Raw genomic sequence first — 15,103 nt, forward strand, 5'->3', positions numbered from 1 at the left:
GCGCCTTCGCGTTTTACCTCCTTCACATCCTTCGCGTTTTGCCTCCTTCGTGCCCTTGCGTTGGATTCATCTATAGTTTGTACCCGATCCGGCGTAATAGGTCTTTACGCCACGCAATACCGGCATCGTCTTCGACGCCGAGCGGTGACGAGCCGTCGATCACACCGAGGATGCCACGGCCTTGATCACTTTCAGCGATGATGACCTCAACAGGGTTGGCAGTAGCGCAAAAGATGCGGCATACCTCCGGTACCTGTTTTATGGCGTTTAACACATTGATCGGGTAGAAACCATTGCCGAGCACAATAATAAAGCTGTGCCCGGCGCCAATAGCCAACGCATTCTCACGGGCTAGCCCGATCAATGTTTCGTCGGTGCCACTCCAGCGCACGAGCCGCTCGCCTGACGCTTCACAAAAGGCGAGGCCAAAGCGGATACCCGGCACTGCGTTGACTAATGCTTCATGCAGGTCTTCGACCGTCTTGATAAAATGGCTTTGGCCGAGAATGATATTCAATTCGGCCGGCTTGGTAATCGAAACGAGATGTAGTTGCATTGTCCACCCTCAATTAGAAGACGCATAACTGACGATTGCCACCACGCAAAGGCGCGCAGTGTATGTACTGCAAAGGCACGAAGGACGCCACGGGGCGTAAGGTCTTGTACGGTTAAGGGTGACGTAGGCGCGAGAATGCTCTACCAACAACATCCTTTACACCTTTGCGCTAACAACCCTACCAAGCACCCATTTCTTTGATGTCGTTGCGGGTAGCAGCCACTTCACGCCGGTGTTCAGCGATGAATGAAGCTACTGTTGGCGCAACTAGTCGGACAAAGTCGCTGTAAGGCAAACTCATAGCAGTAGTATGCTCGCCGGGTTGGATAAAGATGATTGGATCGGATTGCAATGTCTCATCCACATACACCGGTATCTGGTAGAGATTGCCGAACGGTGGAATCGCACCGATCTCACAGTCAGGAAAGGCTTCGGCAAGCTCAATTTCCGTCGCCAGTCGCACCTCGCTGACAGCAAGCATGTTGCGTACTTTGACCAGATCAATCCGATGTGAAGCTGGGACAACCAACATGACCAGCTCGCCATCAGCTACGACGACGATCACCTTCGCGACCATCTGGTTCGGAATATGCTCACGTTCGGCGACCGCCTGCGCCGTGTAGGCCGGTGCGTGATGGTATACGTGGTAGGCGACGCCATTGTCGTTGAGGTATTGTTCGATTCGTTCGCGGCACCTCATTGTGCTGCCTCCTGTGTATTTGTCAGCTTGTGATCTCTTCGACGTAGGAGCGTAAGGATACGTATACTGTAGCGTATCAAGCGGCGGTGATGCGAAAGAGATTGCACACGTAGAGCGAAGATCTGTTTACAGTGCAAAGACGCAATGTGTGTACACCGCGACGGGCGCAAGGGAGGGGAACGCAAAGCCACAACGGCCGCAAAAGGGCGCAAGGGGGAGGGAGGGGCAAAGCGCGCAGGCGACACCCTCCCAACACCACCCTTTGCGTCTTTGTACCTTTGCATTTTGCCCCCTTCGCGTCTTTGCGTTTTACATCCTCTGCGTCTTTGCTTTGAGAGGAGCGATATGCAATGGAAACTCTCACCCGACCGTTGCTTTAGTAGCGACCCAGCCCAGCGCAGGTTGGCGCGCACGCTGTACGAGCGGGTGAAAAGATTGCCGCTCTTTTGCCCGCACGGCCACGTGCCGCCCCAGATGCTGGCTGACCCAACGGCGCGGTTTGGGACGCCGGTCGAGCTGTTTATTCTGCCCGATCATTACGTCTTGCGGATGCTGGTCAGCCAAGGGGTGTCGCTTGAGCAGTTGGGGATTGCGCCGCGCGATGGTGGTTGGTACGAGACCGACCATCGTGTAATTTGGCAACGATTTGCTGAGCACTTCCACCTATTTCGCGCCACGCCGACTGGTCTCTGGCTGGCAACGACGCTGATCGAGCTGTTTGGCGTTGAGGAGCGGCTTACGGCGGAAAACGCTCAACGTATATACGATTATCTGCAACACCGCCTCACTGAGCCAGACTTCACGCCGCGCGCCCTGTTCCGCCGTTTCCAGATTGAGTTGCTAGCCACTACCGACACCGCCACCGATTCGCTTGCTGCACATCGCGACCTGCACGTCGAGGGATTCGGCAACGTGCGCCCTACCTTCCGCCCCGACGCCTTGCTCGCACTTGATGCACCCGATTGGCGCACGCAGATTGACCGGTTGAGCACTTTGTCAGGCGTCGAAGTTCACGATTACCACAGCTTTATCACAGCCATCGAGCAGCGACGGGCGGCGTTTAAGGCATTGGGAGCACTAGCAACTGATCACGGCGTTGAGACGCCGTACACGGCGCCGTTAAGCAACAGCGAGGCTGAGACCATCTTTGCCCGCGCCATGCGTGGCACTGCTACCACGCGCGATACTGCGCGCTTTACTGCCCACATGCTGATCGAGTTTGCTCGCATGAGTTGCGAAGACGGATTGGTGATGCAATTGCACGCTGGCAGTCTACGCAACCATCACACTGCACTCCTCACCCGCTTTGGTCCCGACAAAGGCGCTGACATACCGGTGGCAACGGAATGGACGCGCAATTTGCGACCGCTGCTCAACGCTTACGGCAGCGATCCGCGCTTCCGCCTGATCCTCTTTACGCTCGACGAGAGCAGCTACAGCCGCGAGCTAGCACCGCTGGCCGGTTACTACTCGGCCGTGCGGCTTGGCCCACCGTGGTGGTTTTTCGACAGCGTGCAGGGGATGCGGCGCTACTTCGATCTCGTGATTGAAACGGCGGGTTTTTACAACACTGCCGGCTTCAACGATGACACCCGCGCTTTTTGCTCGATCCCGGCTCGCCACGACGTTTGGCGGCGGGTGAGCTGCGATTGGCTGGCAAGGCAGGTGGTCGAAGGTCTTCTTACCGAAGATGAAGCGAGCGAATTGGCCGTGGAGTTGGCAATTGGGTTGGCACGGCGGGCGTATCAGTGGCAGATGGGCAATGGCACATAACACCCGCCGTGCCCCCATCGCATACCGTGTCCTGTGACCCCTTGGCTGTTACCAACCCCACAGCAAAGCAAGGATTACGGTTATCAAGCAGGCCGTTCCAAAGAGGAACATGGCTTGCGCAGCGCGGAGCAGGTTTGCTTTACGCCCTTGGAGATGGCGGTACATTTGTTGCATCTCGGTGAGGTTGTCTTGCTGAACGCTGAGGCGGCGCGGCAATGCAACCAGCATAGCGGCGATGAGGGAGGCAAAGAATGCGCAAATACCGGCAGTACCGGCCCATTGCACAACCGGGTTCTGAAGGTATGCAGGTTGATCACTCAGGGCCAGCACGGCAAAGAGCACGCCGTACAATCCCGTGACCAATTGGGTGATCGTTTGCGCACCAGCTTCGAGTCGCTCGATATTGCCGCGCTGCTGACTCTCAAACCATTCGCGCAGTTCACGATCGTCAGTTGTTTCGGGGCCAAGGATACGCATAGCCATCCTTCACTGGCGGGTAACTACTATCCGAAACCGTTGATCGCAGCCAACCGGGTTTTTACAGCGTAGACTATACACCACCTCGCGCTCACCGCGGTAAATAACGATTCGCCCGCGCTGCACGATTTCGTCGCGGGTCCAGACATTGACGTAGCCGCACTTTGGGCAAGTATGTTGCACTGCTGTCTTCCCAGTCGGTTCTGGATTCGTCACTTTAGCATCTCCGCTACAAGACTGCGGTAAGGTTCGGGGAGGGCGGCAAGATCAGGCGAACAACCGCGCAGCCATGCGGCGACGAGGCGCAACGCCGCCGCCGCCGCCAGTCACGGCGATCCGTCCACTTCGCCGGCTTCGGCTTGGTCAGCAGCTTGGTCAAGCCGCTCGGCAAACTGGCTCCGTTCGGCAGCAGTTAGCTCTGGCTGTCGCAACAACTGCGCCCCCAATTGCACGAGCGGCGCCACCTGCGCCAACACCAACAACTCAGCCTGCTGCGCCGGCGTCAATTGGCTCAGCAGTACCGCTACTTGTTCGGCGAGAGCCTGCACTTCAGTCGCTGCCGGCAATGTGACCGCTTCGCCCCGGACCTGCTGCTCTATCACGGTCAGTAACAGCGCCAGTTGAGTCGGCAGGGCTGCTTGAATCTGAGCCGCTCGCTCGGCCATACCCGGCTCGTCGCGCAGGCGAAGCTGCAACACGTGCAGAAAATCGTTCGTGCCAGCGATGGGCAAAGGCTGAATCGCTCGCAGCACCGCCAAATCGTGGGCTAACTCCCAACGTGATGTGCGATCACCGGTGCGCATTGTTTGCACGTAATGATTACAGATCTTTGTGAGCAGCGCGACAAATTGCCAATCATCACGACCTCCGTCGCGCCACGCAATGATCGCCTCGCGGATAGTCGGCTCCGGCACGCCAGCAGCGCGACGGCGCACCTCTTCCAGCGTTGCTCGGTCGCTAGCTAAATCAGGATGGCCGGTACGCTCATCAAGCTCCACTACCTCTTCAGGTAGAGGGACAGCGGTAGCGAAGTCACCTTGGCCGACGTGGAACATAGCAAGGTCGTACAGCGCAATGCTCAGGTTTACAAGGCTTTGGCGGTCATCACCGGCCATACGGAACGCGGCTACCGCTGCCTCTCGTGCCCGTAACTCAGTCACCTGATCACCGAGCACATTGGCCAGATGACCGATGCCCATCAGTGCATCGGCGCGTTCAGCGGCTGTGCCTTTGGTTAGCAACGGCTCAGCGGCGAGCAACAACTGAGCGGCAGCATCGGCTTGATCGGCGAGGGCGGCCACCAGTGCAGTGACTACTGGTGCCAGCGCCTCTTCAGCCAACAGTCGTTCAAGTTCGGCCCGTACCTCAGTGGCTGACATCTGGCCGCGTTTAGCACGCACCACAGCCGCGATCAACGCCCCGACCAAACGAGACGGCGTTCCCACACTTGCGAGCATCGCTTCCATCTGCTGGACGAGCTGAGCAGCTTGGGCTGCGTCAGGCGCCGCGCCAATTGCTTGCAGCAACTGCCAGCCCGCGCGGACATTGGCTAGGGCCTTGGCATGCTCACCTTGGATGAACTGCACTTGGGCCATCATTATCAGCGTCGCGCTCTTGCCCTGCACATCGCCCAAGCGTTCACACAGGGCGAGGGACTCCTCGTACAGGCGCAGCGCCCCGTCGAGGTCGCCCCGAATCACCAGCAAGGTTGCTTGCTGATGGAATACGCGGCTCAACAACGGCTGATCCGCTGTTTCCTTGGCCACCGCCTCGGCCAAGCCAATACACTGCTCGGCCTGCACCGGTTGACCCAACTGACTGAAGATTGACGCAGCCCGCCACGCGCACCAACCGCGCTGGTCAGTTGGCAGGTACGGTAGTGCGGCAGCGATGTCGGGAAGCAAGAATTGGGTCAAAGCAGCGACGTCGGGATCAGTGTCAATCCTACTGTAGGCCAGTTTGACCAGTTGAGCAACCCAAGCCGCGTAGCGCGTGCGTGCCGGGCCAAGATCGTGCTCCTGCGCCAAGCGCCCTAGCACGCTAGCAATGACCGGCTGCACACTGTAGGTCAGCGCACGGTTGCGCTGCTCATCGTAGCCGTGGCCTTGCAGCAGTGAGGCTTGATGCAGCAGTTCTAAGCGCTGGTGAGCTGCCTCGTCTTCCAATCCCCAAATGACAGCTCCGTGCGAGGGTGTGATGACCGGATTAGCGATAATGGTCAAAGCCAGCAGGTTGGCCTGTAGGTCAGCGGGGAGCGCGTTGAGCGAGATGCGCACGTTGATTTCGAGCGATGACTGCTGGTACATCGGCGCGGCCGGGTCGTGGGCTTTAGCCAACTCGTCGCGCAGGTTGGCAAGAAAGGTAGTCTCGTCGTCTTGGCTCTTTGCCCAGCGGGCGGCGGCCAGCGTCATCGCCAGTGGATGGTACTCGACAGCAGCGGCAAGCTCTTCTAAGAAAGCCTGCGAAGGAATGCGCTCACCTACGTGCTGCCGCATCAACGTTACGCTGTCTGCTAAACGCAGTCCCTTGAGCTGATGACCCTGTTCGGCGGGCGGGTAGAATGCTTCGCCGGCCAACCCAACCGGGGATTGGCGGGTAGTAAAGAGAAGATGAACGCCCGCATCGGCCAGCCGCCGCACCAAGCGCTGTACCGCCGCCGCCTCTTGACGTTGTTCGTCGGTAAAGGGAACGCTATCTGTATCACTCACTTCGCGACCCAACCGCCAGAGCACGGTCTCATAATTATCCCAGATCAGCAACAGGCGTGGACGGGAACGGGCAGCTTCGACCAGTACACGTTCCTGCTTCTCTATGGCTTCGGGAACATCAAACGCCTGATCTCGTATACCCAGCAACTCGGCCAGCGTCTTGCGTACCGTCGCCGCACGCAACAGTGTATTGTCGCCGGGCAAGAAGAGACTGATAGCCACAATCCCATCGTGGAAGTGAAAGCGCAGTCGTTGGGCGAGGGCATTCACGAGGGTGGTTTTGCCAATACCGCCCGTGCCGCGTACCGTCACAATCCGTCGCTGGTCGTGGATAAACAGTCGCGCCAATTCGACCAATTCATGTTGCCGACCGACAAAATAACCGGCGGTTGGATCAGGGGCACGCAATTGTTCGGTATTCGGCCTCGGTGGTTCGAGCGGTGACAGCGCCGCTGGGAGCGTAGGCTTTTGGGTCGGCCACACATAGCCTTGGGCATAGTAGAGCACCGGCACAGCCCATTCGCGCGGCTCGCTGCGCAATTGGTCTTTGAGTTTCAAGCGCGCTCGATACAAGGCCTGCGCCGGATGGTTGCCGGCAGCGAGCACGCGGTAGAAAGTGCGGGCGAAATGGGCGGCAGCTTCATCAAGAACGTGATATTGGGTACCCAGCACAACCGGCACACCCTGCTTGACCAACGCAAGGGCCAGATTAGCCCCCGGCTCGTGACTATCAGCAGTGCGACAGGCATTCAAAAAAGCGAAATAGGCCGAGCCGCGCAGCAAAGCAGCCAAATCAGCCACCGGTTGCGCATCCATACAACCTGCACCGTCATCAAAGCACAGAACCGGCGTGCCATTCACCACATCACCATGGCCGGTGTAATGAAACAGAATCGGTTCCGACGCAACGAGATCATCAGTGAGGGCTTGGCGAGTCGGTGCGATCCGCTGCCATCGGATCGGCACTTGCGGATTTTGGCGGGCAAGATCGTCGCGCAGCAGGTCAAGCTCCTGCACAACCCTCAGTCGCGAGAGCGGCGCATAGTCGGCAAGCAAACCGGTCTGGGGATCGCGCACTTCCTGCAACAGTGGGTCGCTGCCCATCACGACGAGGCGCCACGGTAGGGTGGGATCGGGCGGCGAAGGGAGGGGCGCATTCGGCACTTCACGCACGAAGAGATAGTTGAAGATCAGATACTCAGCGCCATCGTGGAGAAACTGCTATCAAGAAAGTGCGCAAACATGCGCACGATTCTTTTCCTGCCCCGAAGCGTCTTGCAGACCGCATTCGTATCTGACAGGCGTAACTTTCCCGACTGTCGGAGAGACCCCCTCTCCCACAGTGCCGCCGTTGCCGGACGGACTCGCCACGGGTAGGGCAGTTGCGGTTGCCAGCCGTTGCAGGTTGATCGCGGCATTGAGATCGCGGTCGTGGTGCGTGCCACACGCTGGACACATCCATTCCCGATCACTCAACGTCAGCGCGTCGTTTTTATAACCACAGACCGAACACAGGCGGCTGCTCGGATACCAGCGATCGGCGACGATCAACTGAGTTCCGTAGCGTTTGGCCTTGTATTCGATCTGCGAGCGGAACAGGCCAAAGCCCACATCACTGATGGCGCGGGCGAATTTGTCGTTCGCCAGCATCCCCTTGACGTGCACATCCTCGATCACCACCGCTTGGTTTTCGCGGCAAAGCCGAGTTGTAAGCTTGTGGACAAAGTCTGTTCGGATATTGGCAATGCGAGCATGTAGTCTTGCCACTATCTGAGCTGATTTCCTGCAATTGTTCGAGAGCGTTAGTCGCATGCCTTTTGGCATGCGCTGCTTAGGCAGAAAACCAGCATGTATTTTCGCCGCTTCGACCTTACGGCTCAACCGCCTGCTGCGAATGCGCAACCTGCGCAAGGCTGATGTGAGCGGCTTCGGAGCTTGGATAGCCTCACCGCTGGAGAGCGTAGCTGCCGACTTGATGCCCAGATCAACGCCGACGGTGCCATGCGCCGTCCTTCTACGGTAAAACTGCGCATCAGGCACATCGACATGGATTGCGACATACCAACGATCCGCCGTGCGCGACACCGTCGCACCCAGGATTTTTCCCGAAAAGCGCAACGTTTCGGTCATCAATACATCGCCAATCTTTGGCAAGCGGATGGTCTTGCCATCGAGCTTGAACTTGTCGTTCGCAACGTAGCAACTGTCACGGCAACGACCCTTCTTCTTGAACTGTGGGGCTTGCGCCGGTTTTCCTGCTTTGATGTCGGCGAAGAACCGATCCCATGCGTTTGCCAGATGAACAAATGGTCGTGCATGGGCATCCCGATGGATGCCACGCAACCAAGGCTGACCGTTTTCATCGAGCCATTGTGGATCGCTGTATTTGATGGCGTTGAACTGCTTTTTCAGCGCCATCGCATTCGGCTTGAGGCCTGCCTCATATTGCTTGTTCCACTCAGCCAGCGCCCAGTTCCAGACGCGCCGTGCCGCACCGCAAGCGCGCTTGAAGTAGTCCACCTGCTCTGGTGTCGGGCAAAGGGCGATTTTGTGGGTCAGGTGCATGGCTTACTCATATTTCTCGTCAGGAGAACGTCAGACTACCACGCCAGTCTCGACGCATCCGACCCGACCGTCGACATCTTCTGGTCTTCAACGCCCTCAATGGCTGTTGCCACAGCAGAAGATATGCGTTCGTCATGTCGCGTGAATGCCTCTTTGGGAAGCACATCGCTGTTCAGCGGGAAATCTGATTCAATTCGATACGTCATGAGCTGCATCTTGGTTCAGCGCTTCGTTCAGGTGTTTCCGGTAGTTCCGCAATCCGGAAAGCCTAGACGAAAAGCAATGCACAATGGTCATCAGGTCTTGCACCATTTCCTGTTCTGGCGCGAGACGCTCTTGATTGAGCACCAGCACCTCGCATCCATGCGATGGTGCGTCGTGCTCAAACCACTCGAAACCGAAGCGAGTACGCCGGTCACGGTGGGCAAGGATCAGGGTCTTCATTTCCCGCCGACCACGTTCGTCCATCAGCTTCAGAACCTTCTTACGCTTAACGGTGAGACCACCGCCTCCTTCCTCGATGAATTCGACATGTGCCAACCCCTTTGCTACCACAAACTCTTCCAGCACCTTGCGCTGATGTGCCAAGTCCGGCTTCGGTGCCGCACTTGATATACGGCAGGAAGCGACGATCCGCGTTGGCTCGGATACCGCCTGCCGCACGCCAATGAACTCACGCAACGGTGTCTCGGTGTAACGACGGCGATTGCTGCCTGTTCGTGCCACCGGAATCAACCGCCCTTCGCGTTCGCATCGCTGCAAGGTTTTGACCGAACAGCCCAGCAACTTCGCCGCCCTGCCTCTATTCATGGTGGTTTCCATAAACACAATGATACACTATTGCGCACTATATGCAATACTAGAGTCGAGCTCCCACGGCACAGCAGCCAATGCGGGATCATCGGTCTGAATAGCGATAAGGCTGTCAGGATGAGGCGCGCGCGGCAGGGCCGCCAGTGCGGCGCGCAGCGTGTCGCCGCCCAAGGCGGCGAAGAGGCGTTGACCATACGCGAGCGGATCGCTCGGCACATGACGCTGAGCGAAGAGTGGTTGCTCAACCAGCAGCGCGGCCGGCTCGACAGTGGCAATTGTCTGGTCAGCAATGCATACGTCTACACGATGCGAGTCACGGCGATGGAAGGCGATGGTGATGGGCATCGAGCAGCCTCCGAGTCGATTCACACCATACAGTATAGCACACAGATCTAACGAAAAGGCGCGAGGAAAGCAAAGGCGCAGCGGGGCAAACGCAAAGACGCAACGCACGCAAAGACCGCGGCAGGGATGATATGGTTGAGGGCGACACAGGTGAGCGGTCATCTCACAACGCCCTTCGCGTCCTCTGCACCCTTTCCGTCTTTGCGTTGTACACCCTTTGGGTTTATCATGTTGATGCGCGTTTTGCGCGTTCTGGAGTGTATCAATTGTGACAACACCCGACATCACCATCATTTCTGCCGACGAATGGCCGCCGGTGCTCGAACTCTTTGACCGCTGCAACCGCACTGACGGCATTGTCTTACCGGTGACACTCGATGCCGACCCATTGCCAACGCTGGTTGCTGCACGGATCGGAGAGACGGTCGTTGGCGGCGCAGCGATGTACGGCTACTTCGAGATCGAAGCGGTGATTGCGGTAGACCCGGCGTGGCGGCGACGCGGAATTGGGCGGTGTTTGATCACGCAGATCGGGCAATGGGCACGAGCGCGAGGGGGAAGCTGGGTGGCACTAGCCGACGAAGCGGGGCCAGCCGTGGCCGGCTTTGCCACCGCGTTAGGGTTACAGCGCTTGCACGGCGAAATCCAACTGGCGCTTGATGCGGCACTGTTACCACCACTACCACCCCTGCCAGAGGCATGGCAAACCCGCCTTGCCGAAACCAATGATGCCGCAGCGATCAGCGCAATCATCGCCGATGCCTTCGGCGACCCCGCCGAGCAAGTCGCAGCATTTGTCGCCGACCGCATCGCCAACCCGGTGCATCGCTTTGTAATCGGCGAAATCGCCGGGATTCCGGTGGCGGCAATGCGGCTACTGCGCAGTGCGCAGGGCATCACGATCACAACGTTCGGCGTGCGCCGCGATCAGCAAGGTCGCGGGTATGGCCGGCTGTTTTTGCTCACCACCCTTTACCGCCTGTTGGCAGCCGGCTATCACGATATTCGGATTGAAGTGGAAGAGACGAACAAGCCTGCGTATAACCTCTACTGCGCCTGCGGATTTACCCCGCAGCGGCGGTATGGAGTATACGGTCTGACGCCCACGTAGGGACACACAGCAATGCGACCCTCCAGCCATGTACCCACTGTGGCGGCCCATCTCCCCAAGCAGGGAGCGGGGGAGGCTTGTTGTGACGAGGAAGCGCAGCCCCCGAAGCAATCCTCTCTTCGACGTACAGGCACATCATGCCGGTAGGGATAGGGTTGAAACCCGCCCCTATCAGCAGTAACTTCATCCAATACTGGCCTCGCGTGCCAATGCCCGCCCTTGCTCGGTTAGATACAGGACACCATCTAGTTGTTGCACAAGCCCGCTCTGAATAGCGCGACGAACGACGGCGCCGGCAAACGTCGGTTGCCAGCGTAGTTCCTCAATCAAATGTTGTGAGTGACATTCGACCCCGGCCTCGCCAGTACCCTCGTGGTTAAGCAGGTGCAGTACAAGCATCTGCACTGCGAATCGCTCGCGCCGACGACGATGCTGCCACGTCTGTGCAACGATACCGCGTTGCGGGGCGAAGAGCCACGCAATGCCAAAGCCAATGCCAGTCATCGTTGCCATTGCCCCGGCAATGGAGACATCGAAGAGACGCGCTAGCCAGTAGCCGCTGATTGCGGCGAGCACGCCTATCGCGACGCTCAGGCCGACCATACGCGGCAACCGGTCGGTGAGGAGGTAGGCCGTCGCCGGTGGCGCAATCATCAAGGCGATGACTAAAATCGAGCCGACTGCGTCAAAGGCAGTGACAGCAGTCAGCGAGACGCTCGTCATCAGGCCGTAGTGAATGATGGTGGGAGTAAAACCGAGCGTCGCTGCTAGAGCAGGATCAAACGTGACTAACTTCAGCTCTTTATAAAAGAGCATAAGCAAAGAGGCGTTTACCAGTAGAACACCACTGCCGAATATTAGCGCTCGTGGCAGACTGATGCCAAAGAGATCAATGCGGTCGAAGGGCGCAAATGCCAGTTCGCCGAGCAAGACACTATCAGTATCGAGATGAATATTACCGGCGTAGCGCGAGATAAGGAGTACCGCAATGCTGAAAAGTGCCGGAAAGACAAGCCCAATGGCAGCGTCTTCACGTACTAGTTGGCTGCCGCTGATCAATTCGACAAGCCAGACAGTGAGAACCCCCATCGCGACTGCACCTACGAACAGCAGTGGTGAAGACAGACTGTCGCTAATGAAATAAGCAAGTACAATGCCGAGCAGGACTGTATGACTGATCGCGTCGCTGAGCATTGCCATGCGCCGCAATACGAGGAATACCCCCGGCAGAGCACAGGCGGCAGCGATAATGACGGCAATCAGTTGAACTTCGAGTTGTGGGGTCATAGTATGTTTTCGGAATCGGGAAACGCTATGGTGGAAGGCAATATCATCTCGTTAATGGTTGTTGCCTATCTGTCGCCAACGAGTGAGTCGCCATCGTTGCCAGAGCAGCCCGCGTTCAGGGGCGATCAACAGCGAGACAGCGGTTAACCCACTCATCGTCAACACAATCACCGGCCCGGTCGCAATCCTGTCGCCCAGTGCGCTGATCCACGCCCCTGCAAATGCTGCCAACGCGCCAAAACCGGCAGCCAGCAGCACCATCGTCTCTAACCGGTTCGTCCACTGCCGTGCAGCCACGGCCGGCGCAATCAGCATTGCGCTCATCAACACGACACCGACTGTCTGTAACCCGATCACAATCGCTGCGACGATAACACCGGTCAGCAGGACTTCAACGCGACGTACAGGGAGGCCGAGGCTACGGGCAAAATCGGGGTCAAAACTGATCAGCTTGATGGATGGCCAAAAGAGCGCCACTAGCGCTAGCGCCGGCCCGCTGATTACCAGCATTGCCCATAGATCACGCTCAACCAACGCTGCTGCTTGCCCGAACAGAAAACTCTTGAGACCAGCCTGCGCCGCAGTAGGTTGGCGTTGCACATACGAGAGCAGCACCAAGCCGAAGCCAAAAAAGACCGCGAGAACAAGTGCCAATGCCGTATCATCTTTAATCCGACTGGTACGCACGATTGCCAACAGCCATAGTGCGGCGGCCAATGCTGCAATCGCCGCGCCGATCAGCAGGGTGAACGTATCGCGCTGACCGGTGATGAGAAAAGCCAATGCAATGCCGGGCAATGCTGCGTGTGACATTGCGTCGCCGAGTAGTGCTTGTCGGCGCAGCACTGCAAAGCAGCCCAGCAGACCACTGATTGCGCCCAGCAGCATTGATCCGATGGTGACGGTGCGTAGCGTGTAGTCAGTGAAGAGTTCCATATCCGTGTCTCGCTGTGATCGAGCGTTGCAATGCTCAGATTTTGTGCTCCACGACGATGAACAATGCAAGCCGTGCGTCTTATTGCTCAATCCCCCGGCGCCGGAGTAGGCGTCGTAACAGCATCGGCTGCGCCATTCCTGCCGAGGATAGCAAGCCGGCCACCGTAAGTTGCGCGCAGGTTGGTTTCGGTAAACACCTCGCGCACCGGCCCAGCCGCGATACGACGCACGTTGATTAACGCCACCTGATCGAAATACTCTGGCACCGTTTGCAGATCGTGATGCACGACCACCACCGTCTTACCGGCAGCGCGCAGGTCGCGCAGAATCTGAATAATCGCCCGTTCGGTAACGGCGTCTACGCCCTGAAATGGCTCATCCATAAAATAGACTTCGGCATTTTGGGCTAAAGCACGAGCAAGAAAAACACGCTGTTGCTGCCCGCCAGAGAGCTGACCGATTTGGCGTTGGGCAAAATCGGCCATTTGCACCTGTTCGAGGGCAGCGAGTGCCACAGCGCGCTCGGCCCGTCCCGGTCGGCGGATCCAGCCAAGATGGCCGTAGCGACCCATAAGCACCACATCAAGCACCGTAGTAGGAAAATCCCAATCAACACTGCTCCGTTGCGGCACATAAGCCACAAGACGCCGTTGCTGTTCGTAAGGCCGGCCCAGAATGCGCACACTACCTGCAGCCGGCTTTACGAGTCCTAAGGTTGCTTTTAGGAGTGTCGTCTTACCTGCTCCATTCGGGCCAATAATCCCCATCAAGACACCACGTGGTACGCGCAAATCGACATCCCATAGCACCGGTTTATCACCGTAAGCGACCGTTAAGTCCTCGATTTCAACCGCTGGATGCATAGCATCACCTCATCGCTCTAGTTCCTATGTGTCGGCCGGAGCCAACGCAGTGACGATCGTCTGCATATTGTGAAGCATCATTCCAAAGTACGTGCCTGCCGGCCCATCGGGATCACCAAGTGAATCGGAATAGAGTTCACCGCCGATACGCACTTCGTGGCCGACAGCGCGCGCTGCACTCTGCACTGCCTCGATGGTGCGCGACGAGACGCTGGTTTCGACGAAGATCGCTGGAACTCGGTGCGTAACCACCAATTCGGTAAGCGCACGAATATCGGCGGCGCTAGCCTCAGCGGCGGTACTGATGCCTTGCACCGCTTCGACCCGGAAGCCGTAGGCGTGACCGAAGTATTGGAACGCATCGTGCGCCGTTACTAGGATGCGTTGCTCGAGTGGAATACGCTCGGCCATGATGCGCAACTCGGTATCAAGCGCCTGAAGATCGGCCAGATACTGCTCACTGCGCTGCCAGTATAGAGCACTCCCGGCTGGATCAACCGCAATTAGTGCATCGCGTACTGCTTCCACCGCGTAGCGCCACCGTTGCGGATCGTGCCAAACGTGTGGGTCATAGGCTTTGTCACCGTCTTGCCAAGCCAAGAGCAATCCTTCCGGTATCGCTTCTGCAACGGCGATGACGGGAATCCGCCCGCTGCGTTTGATCCCCTCGAACACACGGGCAAGGTTGGCTTCGAGATGCAGACCGTTGTAAAGAATGAGAGCAGCTTCTTGCAGTGCAAATAGATCGCTCTCAGTAGCAATGTAGGTGTGTGGATCGATGCCGGGGCCGAGCATCGTGCGCAGCGTAACCCGCTCACCGGCAATTGCCTGCACGATATCGCTGATGGGGCCGGTGGTTGCAACCACTCGGATGCGCCCGTCACTGACCGGCGTGGCGCAACTTGCGAGTGAGAGTATGGTGAGCGTTATGATTAAGCCAAGCCGAAGATGCATATGAACCTGTTCAAA

At 57.9% G+C, this 15,103-nt stretch carries 14 protein-coding genes; 2 read left to right on the forward strand and 12 right to left on the reverse strand.

What is annotated here, in order from left to right; translation table 11 throughout:
* Nucleotides 1-70: 70 nt before the first annotated feature.
* Together Q1A59_RS03505 and Q1A59_RS03510 are read right to left on the reverse strand one after the other, a co-directional pair.
* Nucleotides 71-556, reverse strand: a complete 486-nt coding sequence (locus Q1A59_RS03505) for an adenosine-specific kinase (RefSeq protein ID WP_298405018.1) — start codon at nucleotides 554-556, stop codon at nucleotides 71-73.
* Between the two features lie 178 nt (nucleotides 557-734).
* The gene (locus tag Q1A59_RS03510; RefSeq protein ID WP_298405016.1) at nucleotides 735-1,256 is read right to left on the reverse strand and encodes an aminoacyl-tRNA deacylase; all 522 of its coding nucleotides are present in this window, start codon (nucleotides 1,254-1,256) and stop codon (nucleotides 735-737) included.
* 345 nt (nucleotides 1,257-1,601) lie between these two features.
* Here Q1A59_RS03510 and uxaC point away from each other — a divergent pair, with 345 nt between their 5' ends.
* Complete coding sequence (gene uxaC, locus Q1A59_RS03515; RefSeq protein ID WP_298405014.1) at nucleotides 1,602-3,029, forward strand: glucuronate isomerase; 1,428 nt, start codon at nucleotides 1,602-1,604, stop codon at nucleotides 3,027-3,029.
* 48 nt (nucleotides 3,030-3,077) lie between these two features.
* Here uxaC and Q1A59_RS03520 read toward each other — a convergent pair whose 3' ends face one another.
* The 6 genes from Q1A59_RS03520 to Q1A59_RS03545 all read right to left on the reverse strand — a co-directional run bounded on the left by Q1A59_RS03520 (nucleotide 3,078) and on the right by Q1A59_RS03545 (nucleotide 9,937).
* On the reverse strand, nucleotides 3,078-3,506 hold the full coding sequence (locus tag Q1A59_RS03520) for a hypothetical protein (protein ID WP_298405012.1): 429 nt from the start codon (nucleotides 3,504-3,506) through the stop codon (nucleotides 3,078-3,080).
* Between the two features lie 9 nt (nucleotides 3,507-3,515).
* Nucleotides 3,516-3,722: a hypothetical protein gene (locus tag Q1A59_RS03525; protein WP_298405010.1), complete on the reverse strand. Its 207-nt coding sequence runs from the start codon at nucleotides 3,720-3,722 to the stop codon at nucleotides 3,516-3,518.
* Between the two features lie 110 nt (nucleotides 3,723-3,832).
* Complete coding sequence (locus Q1A59_RS03530) at nucleotides 3,833-7,387, reverse strand: CHAT domain-containing protein (protein ID WP_299643877.1); 3,555 nt, start codon at nucleotides 7,385-7,387, stop codon at nucleotides 3,833-3,835.
* Between the two features lie 51 nt (nucleotides 7,388-7,438).
* Nucleotides 7,439-8,779, reverse strand: coding sequence for an RNA-guided endonuclease TnpB family protein (locus tag Q1A59_RS03535; RefSeq protein WP_299643879.1), 1,341 nt, complete (start codon nucleotides 8,777-8,779; stop codon nucleotides 7,439-7,441).
* A 189-nt stretch (nucleotides 8,780-8,968) separates the two neighbouring features.
* Nucleotides 8,969-9,601 carry an IS607 family transposase gene (locus Q1A59_RS03540; RefSeq protein ID WP_298482205.1) on the reverse strand — a complete coding sequence of 211 codons (633 nt, stop codon included), beginning with the start codon at nucleotides 9,599-9,601 and terminating at the stop codon, nucleotides 8,969-8,971.
* Nucleotides 9,602-9,616: 15 nt separating this feature from the next.
* Nucleotides 9,617-9,937, reverse strand: coding sequence for a hypothetical protein (locus Q1A59_RS03545; RefSeq protein WP_299643882.1), 321 nt, complete (start codon nucleotides 9,935-9,937; stop codon nucleotides 9,617-9,619).
* 268 nt (nucleotides 9,938-10,205) lie between these two features.
* Here Q1A59_RS03545 and Q1A59_RS03550 point away from each other — a divergent pair, with 268 nt between their 5' ends.
* Nucleotides 10,206-11,048, forward strand: a complete 843-nt coding sequence (locus Q1A59_RS03550) for a GNAT family N-acetyltransferase (RefSeq protein WP_299643885.1) — start codon at nucleotides 10,206-10,208, stop codon at nucleotides 11,046-11,048.
* Nucleotides 11,049-11,231: 183 nt separating this feature from the next.
* Here Q1A59_RS03550 and Q1A59_RS03555 read toward each other — a convergent pair whose 3' ends face one another.
* The 4 genes from Q1A59_RS03555 to Q1A59_RS03570 all read right to left on the reverse strand — a co-directional run bounded on the left by Q1A59_RS03555 (nucleotide 11,232) and on the right by Q1A59_RS03570 (nucleotide 15,088).
* A complete protein-coding gene (locus tag Q1A59_RS03555) occupies nucleotides 11,232-12,335 on the reverse strand; it encodes a metal ABC transporter permease (protein WP_298408174.1) in 1,104 nt (367 codons plus the stop codon).
* 51 nt (nucleotides 12,336-12,386) lie between these two features.
* Nucleotides 12,387-13,271: a metal ABC transporter permease gene (locus tag Q1A59_RS03560; protein WP_298408172.1), complete on the reverse strand. Its 885-nt coding sequence runs from the start codon at nucleotides 13,269-13,271 to the stop codon at nucleotides 12,387-12,389.
* Nucleotides 13,272-13,357: 86 nt separating this feature from the next.
* Nucleotides 13,358-14,134: a metal ABC transporter ATP-binding protein gene (locus Q1A59_RS03565; protein WP_298408170.1), complete on the reverse strand. Its 777-nt coding sequence runs from the start codon at nucleotides 14,132-14,134 to the stop codon at nucleotides 13,358-13,360.
* Nucleotides 14,135-14,158: 24 nt separating this feature from the next.
* Nucleotides 14,159-15,088, reverse strand: coding sequence for a metal ABC transporter solute-binding protein, Zn/Mn family (locus Q1A59_RS03570; RefSeq protein WP_299643889.1), 930 nt, complete (start codon nucleotides 15,086-15,088; stop codon nucleotides 14,159-14,161).
* Nucleotides 15,089-15,103: the final 15 nt, after the last annotated feature.

The organism is uncultured Chloroflexus sp., from assembly GCF_937951745.1.
Classification (GTDB): Bacteria; Chloroflexota; Chloroflexia; order Chloroflexales; family Chloroflexaceae; genus Chloroflexus.

What these genes read in the sequence shown, in the direction of transcription:
- Q1A59_RS03520 (WP_298405012.1), bottom strand. Translation starts at nt 3,506, where the DNA reads ATGCGTATCCTTGGCCCCGAAACAACTGACGATCGTGAACTGCGCGAA.
- uxaC (WP_298405014.1), top strand. Translation starts at nt 1,602, where the DNA reads ATGCAATGGAAACTCTCACCCGACCGTTGCTTTAGTAGCGACCCAGCC.
- Q1A59_RS03540 (WP_298482205.1), bottom strand. Translation starts at nt 9,601, where the DNA reads ATGGAAACCACCATGAATAGAGGCAGGGCGGCGAAGTTGCTGGGCTGT.
- Q1A59_RS03560 (WP_298408172.1), bottom strand. Translation starts at nt 13,271, where the DNA reads ATGGAACTCTTCACTGACTACACGCTACGCACCGTCACCATCGGATCA.
- Q1A59_RS03570 (WP_299643889.1), bottom strand. Translation starts at nt 15,088, where the DNA reads ATGCATCTTCGGCTTGGCTTAATCATAACGCTCACCATACTCTCACTC.
- Q1A59_RS03505 (WP_298405018.1), bottom strand. Translation starts at nt 556, where the DNA reads ATGCAACTACATCTCGTTTCGATTACCAAGCCGGCCGAATTGAATATC.
- Q1A59_RS03510 (WP_298405016.1), bottom strand. Translation starts at nt 1,256, where the DNA reads ATGAGGTGCCGCGAACGAATCGAACAATACCTCAACGACAATGGCGTC.
- Q1A59_RS03555 (WP_298408174.1), bottom strand. Translation starts at nt 12,335, where the DNA reads ATGACCCCACAACTCGAAGTTCAACTGATTGCCGTCATTATCGCTGCC.
- Q1A59_RS03535 (WP_299643879.1), bottom strand. Translation starts at nt 8,779, where the DNA reads ATGCACCTGACCCACAAAATCGCCCTTTGCCCGACACCAGAGCAGGTG.
- Q1A59_RS03545 (WP_299643882.1), bottom strand. Translation starts at nt 9,937, where the DNA reads ATGCCCATCACCATCGCCTTCCATCGCCGTGACTCGCATCGTGTAGAC.
- Q1A59_RS03565 (WP_298408170.1), bottom strand. Translation starts at nt 14,134, where the DNA reads ATGCATCCAGCGGTTGAAATCGAGGACTTAACGGTCGCTTACGGTGAT.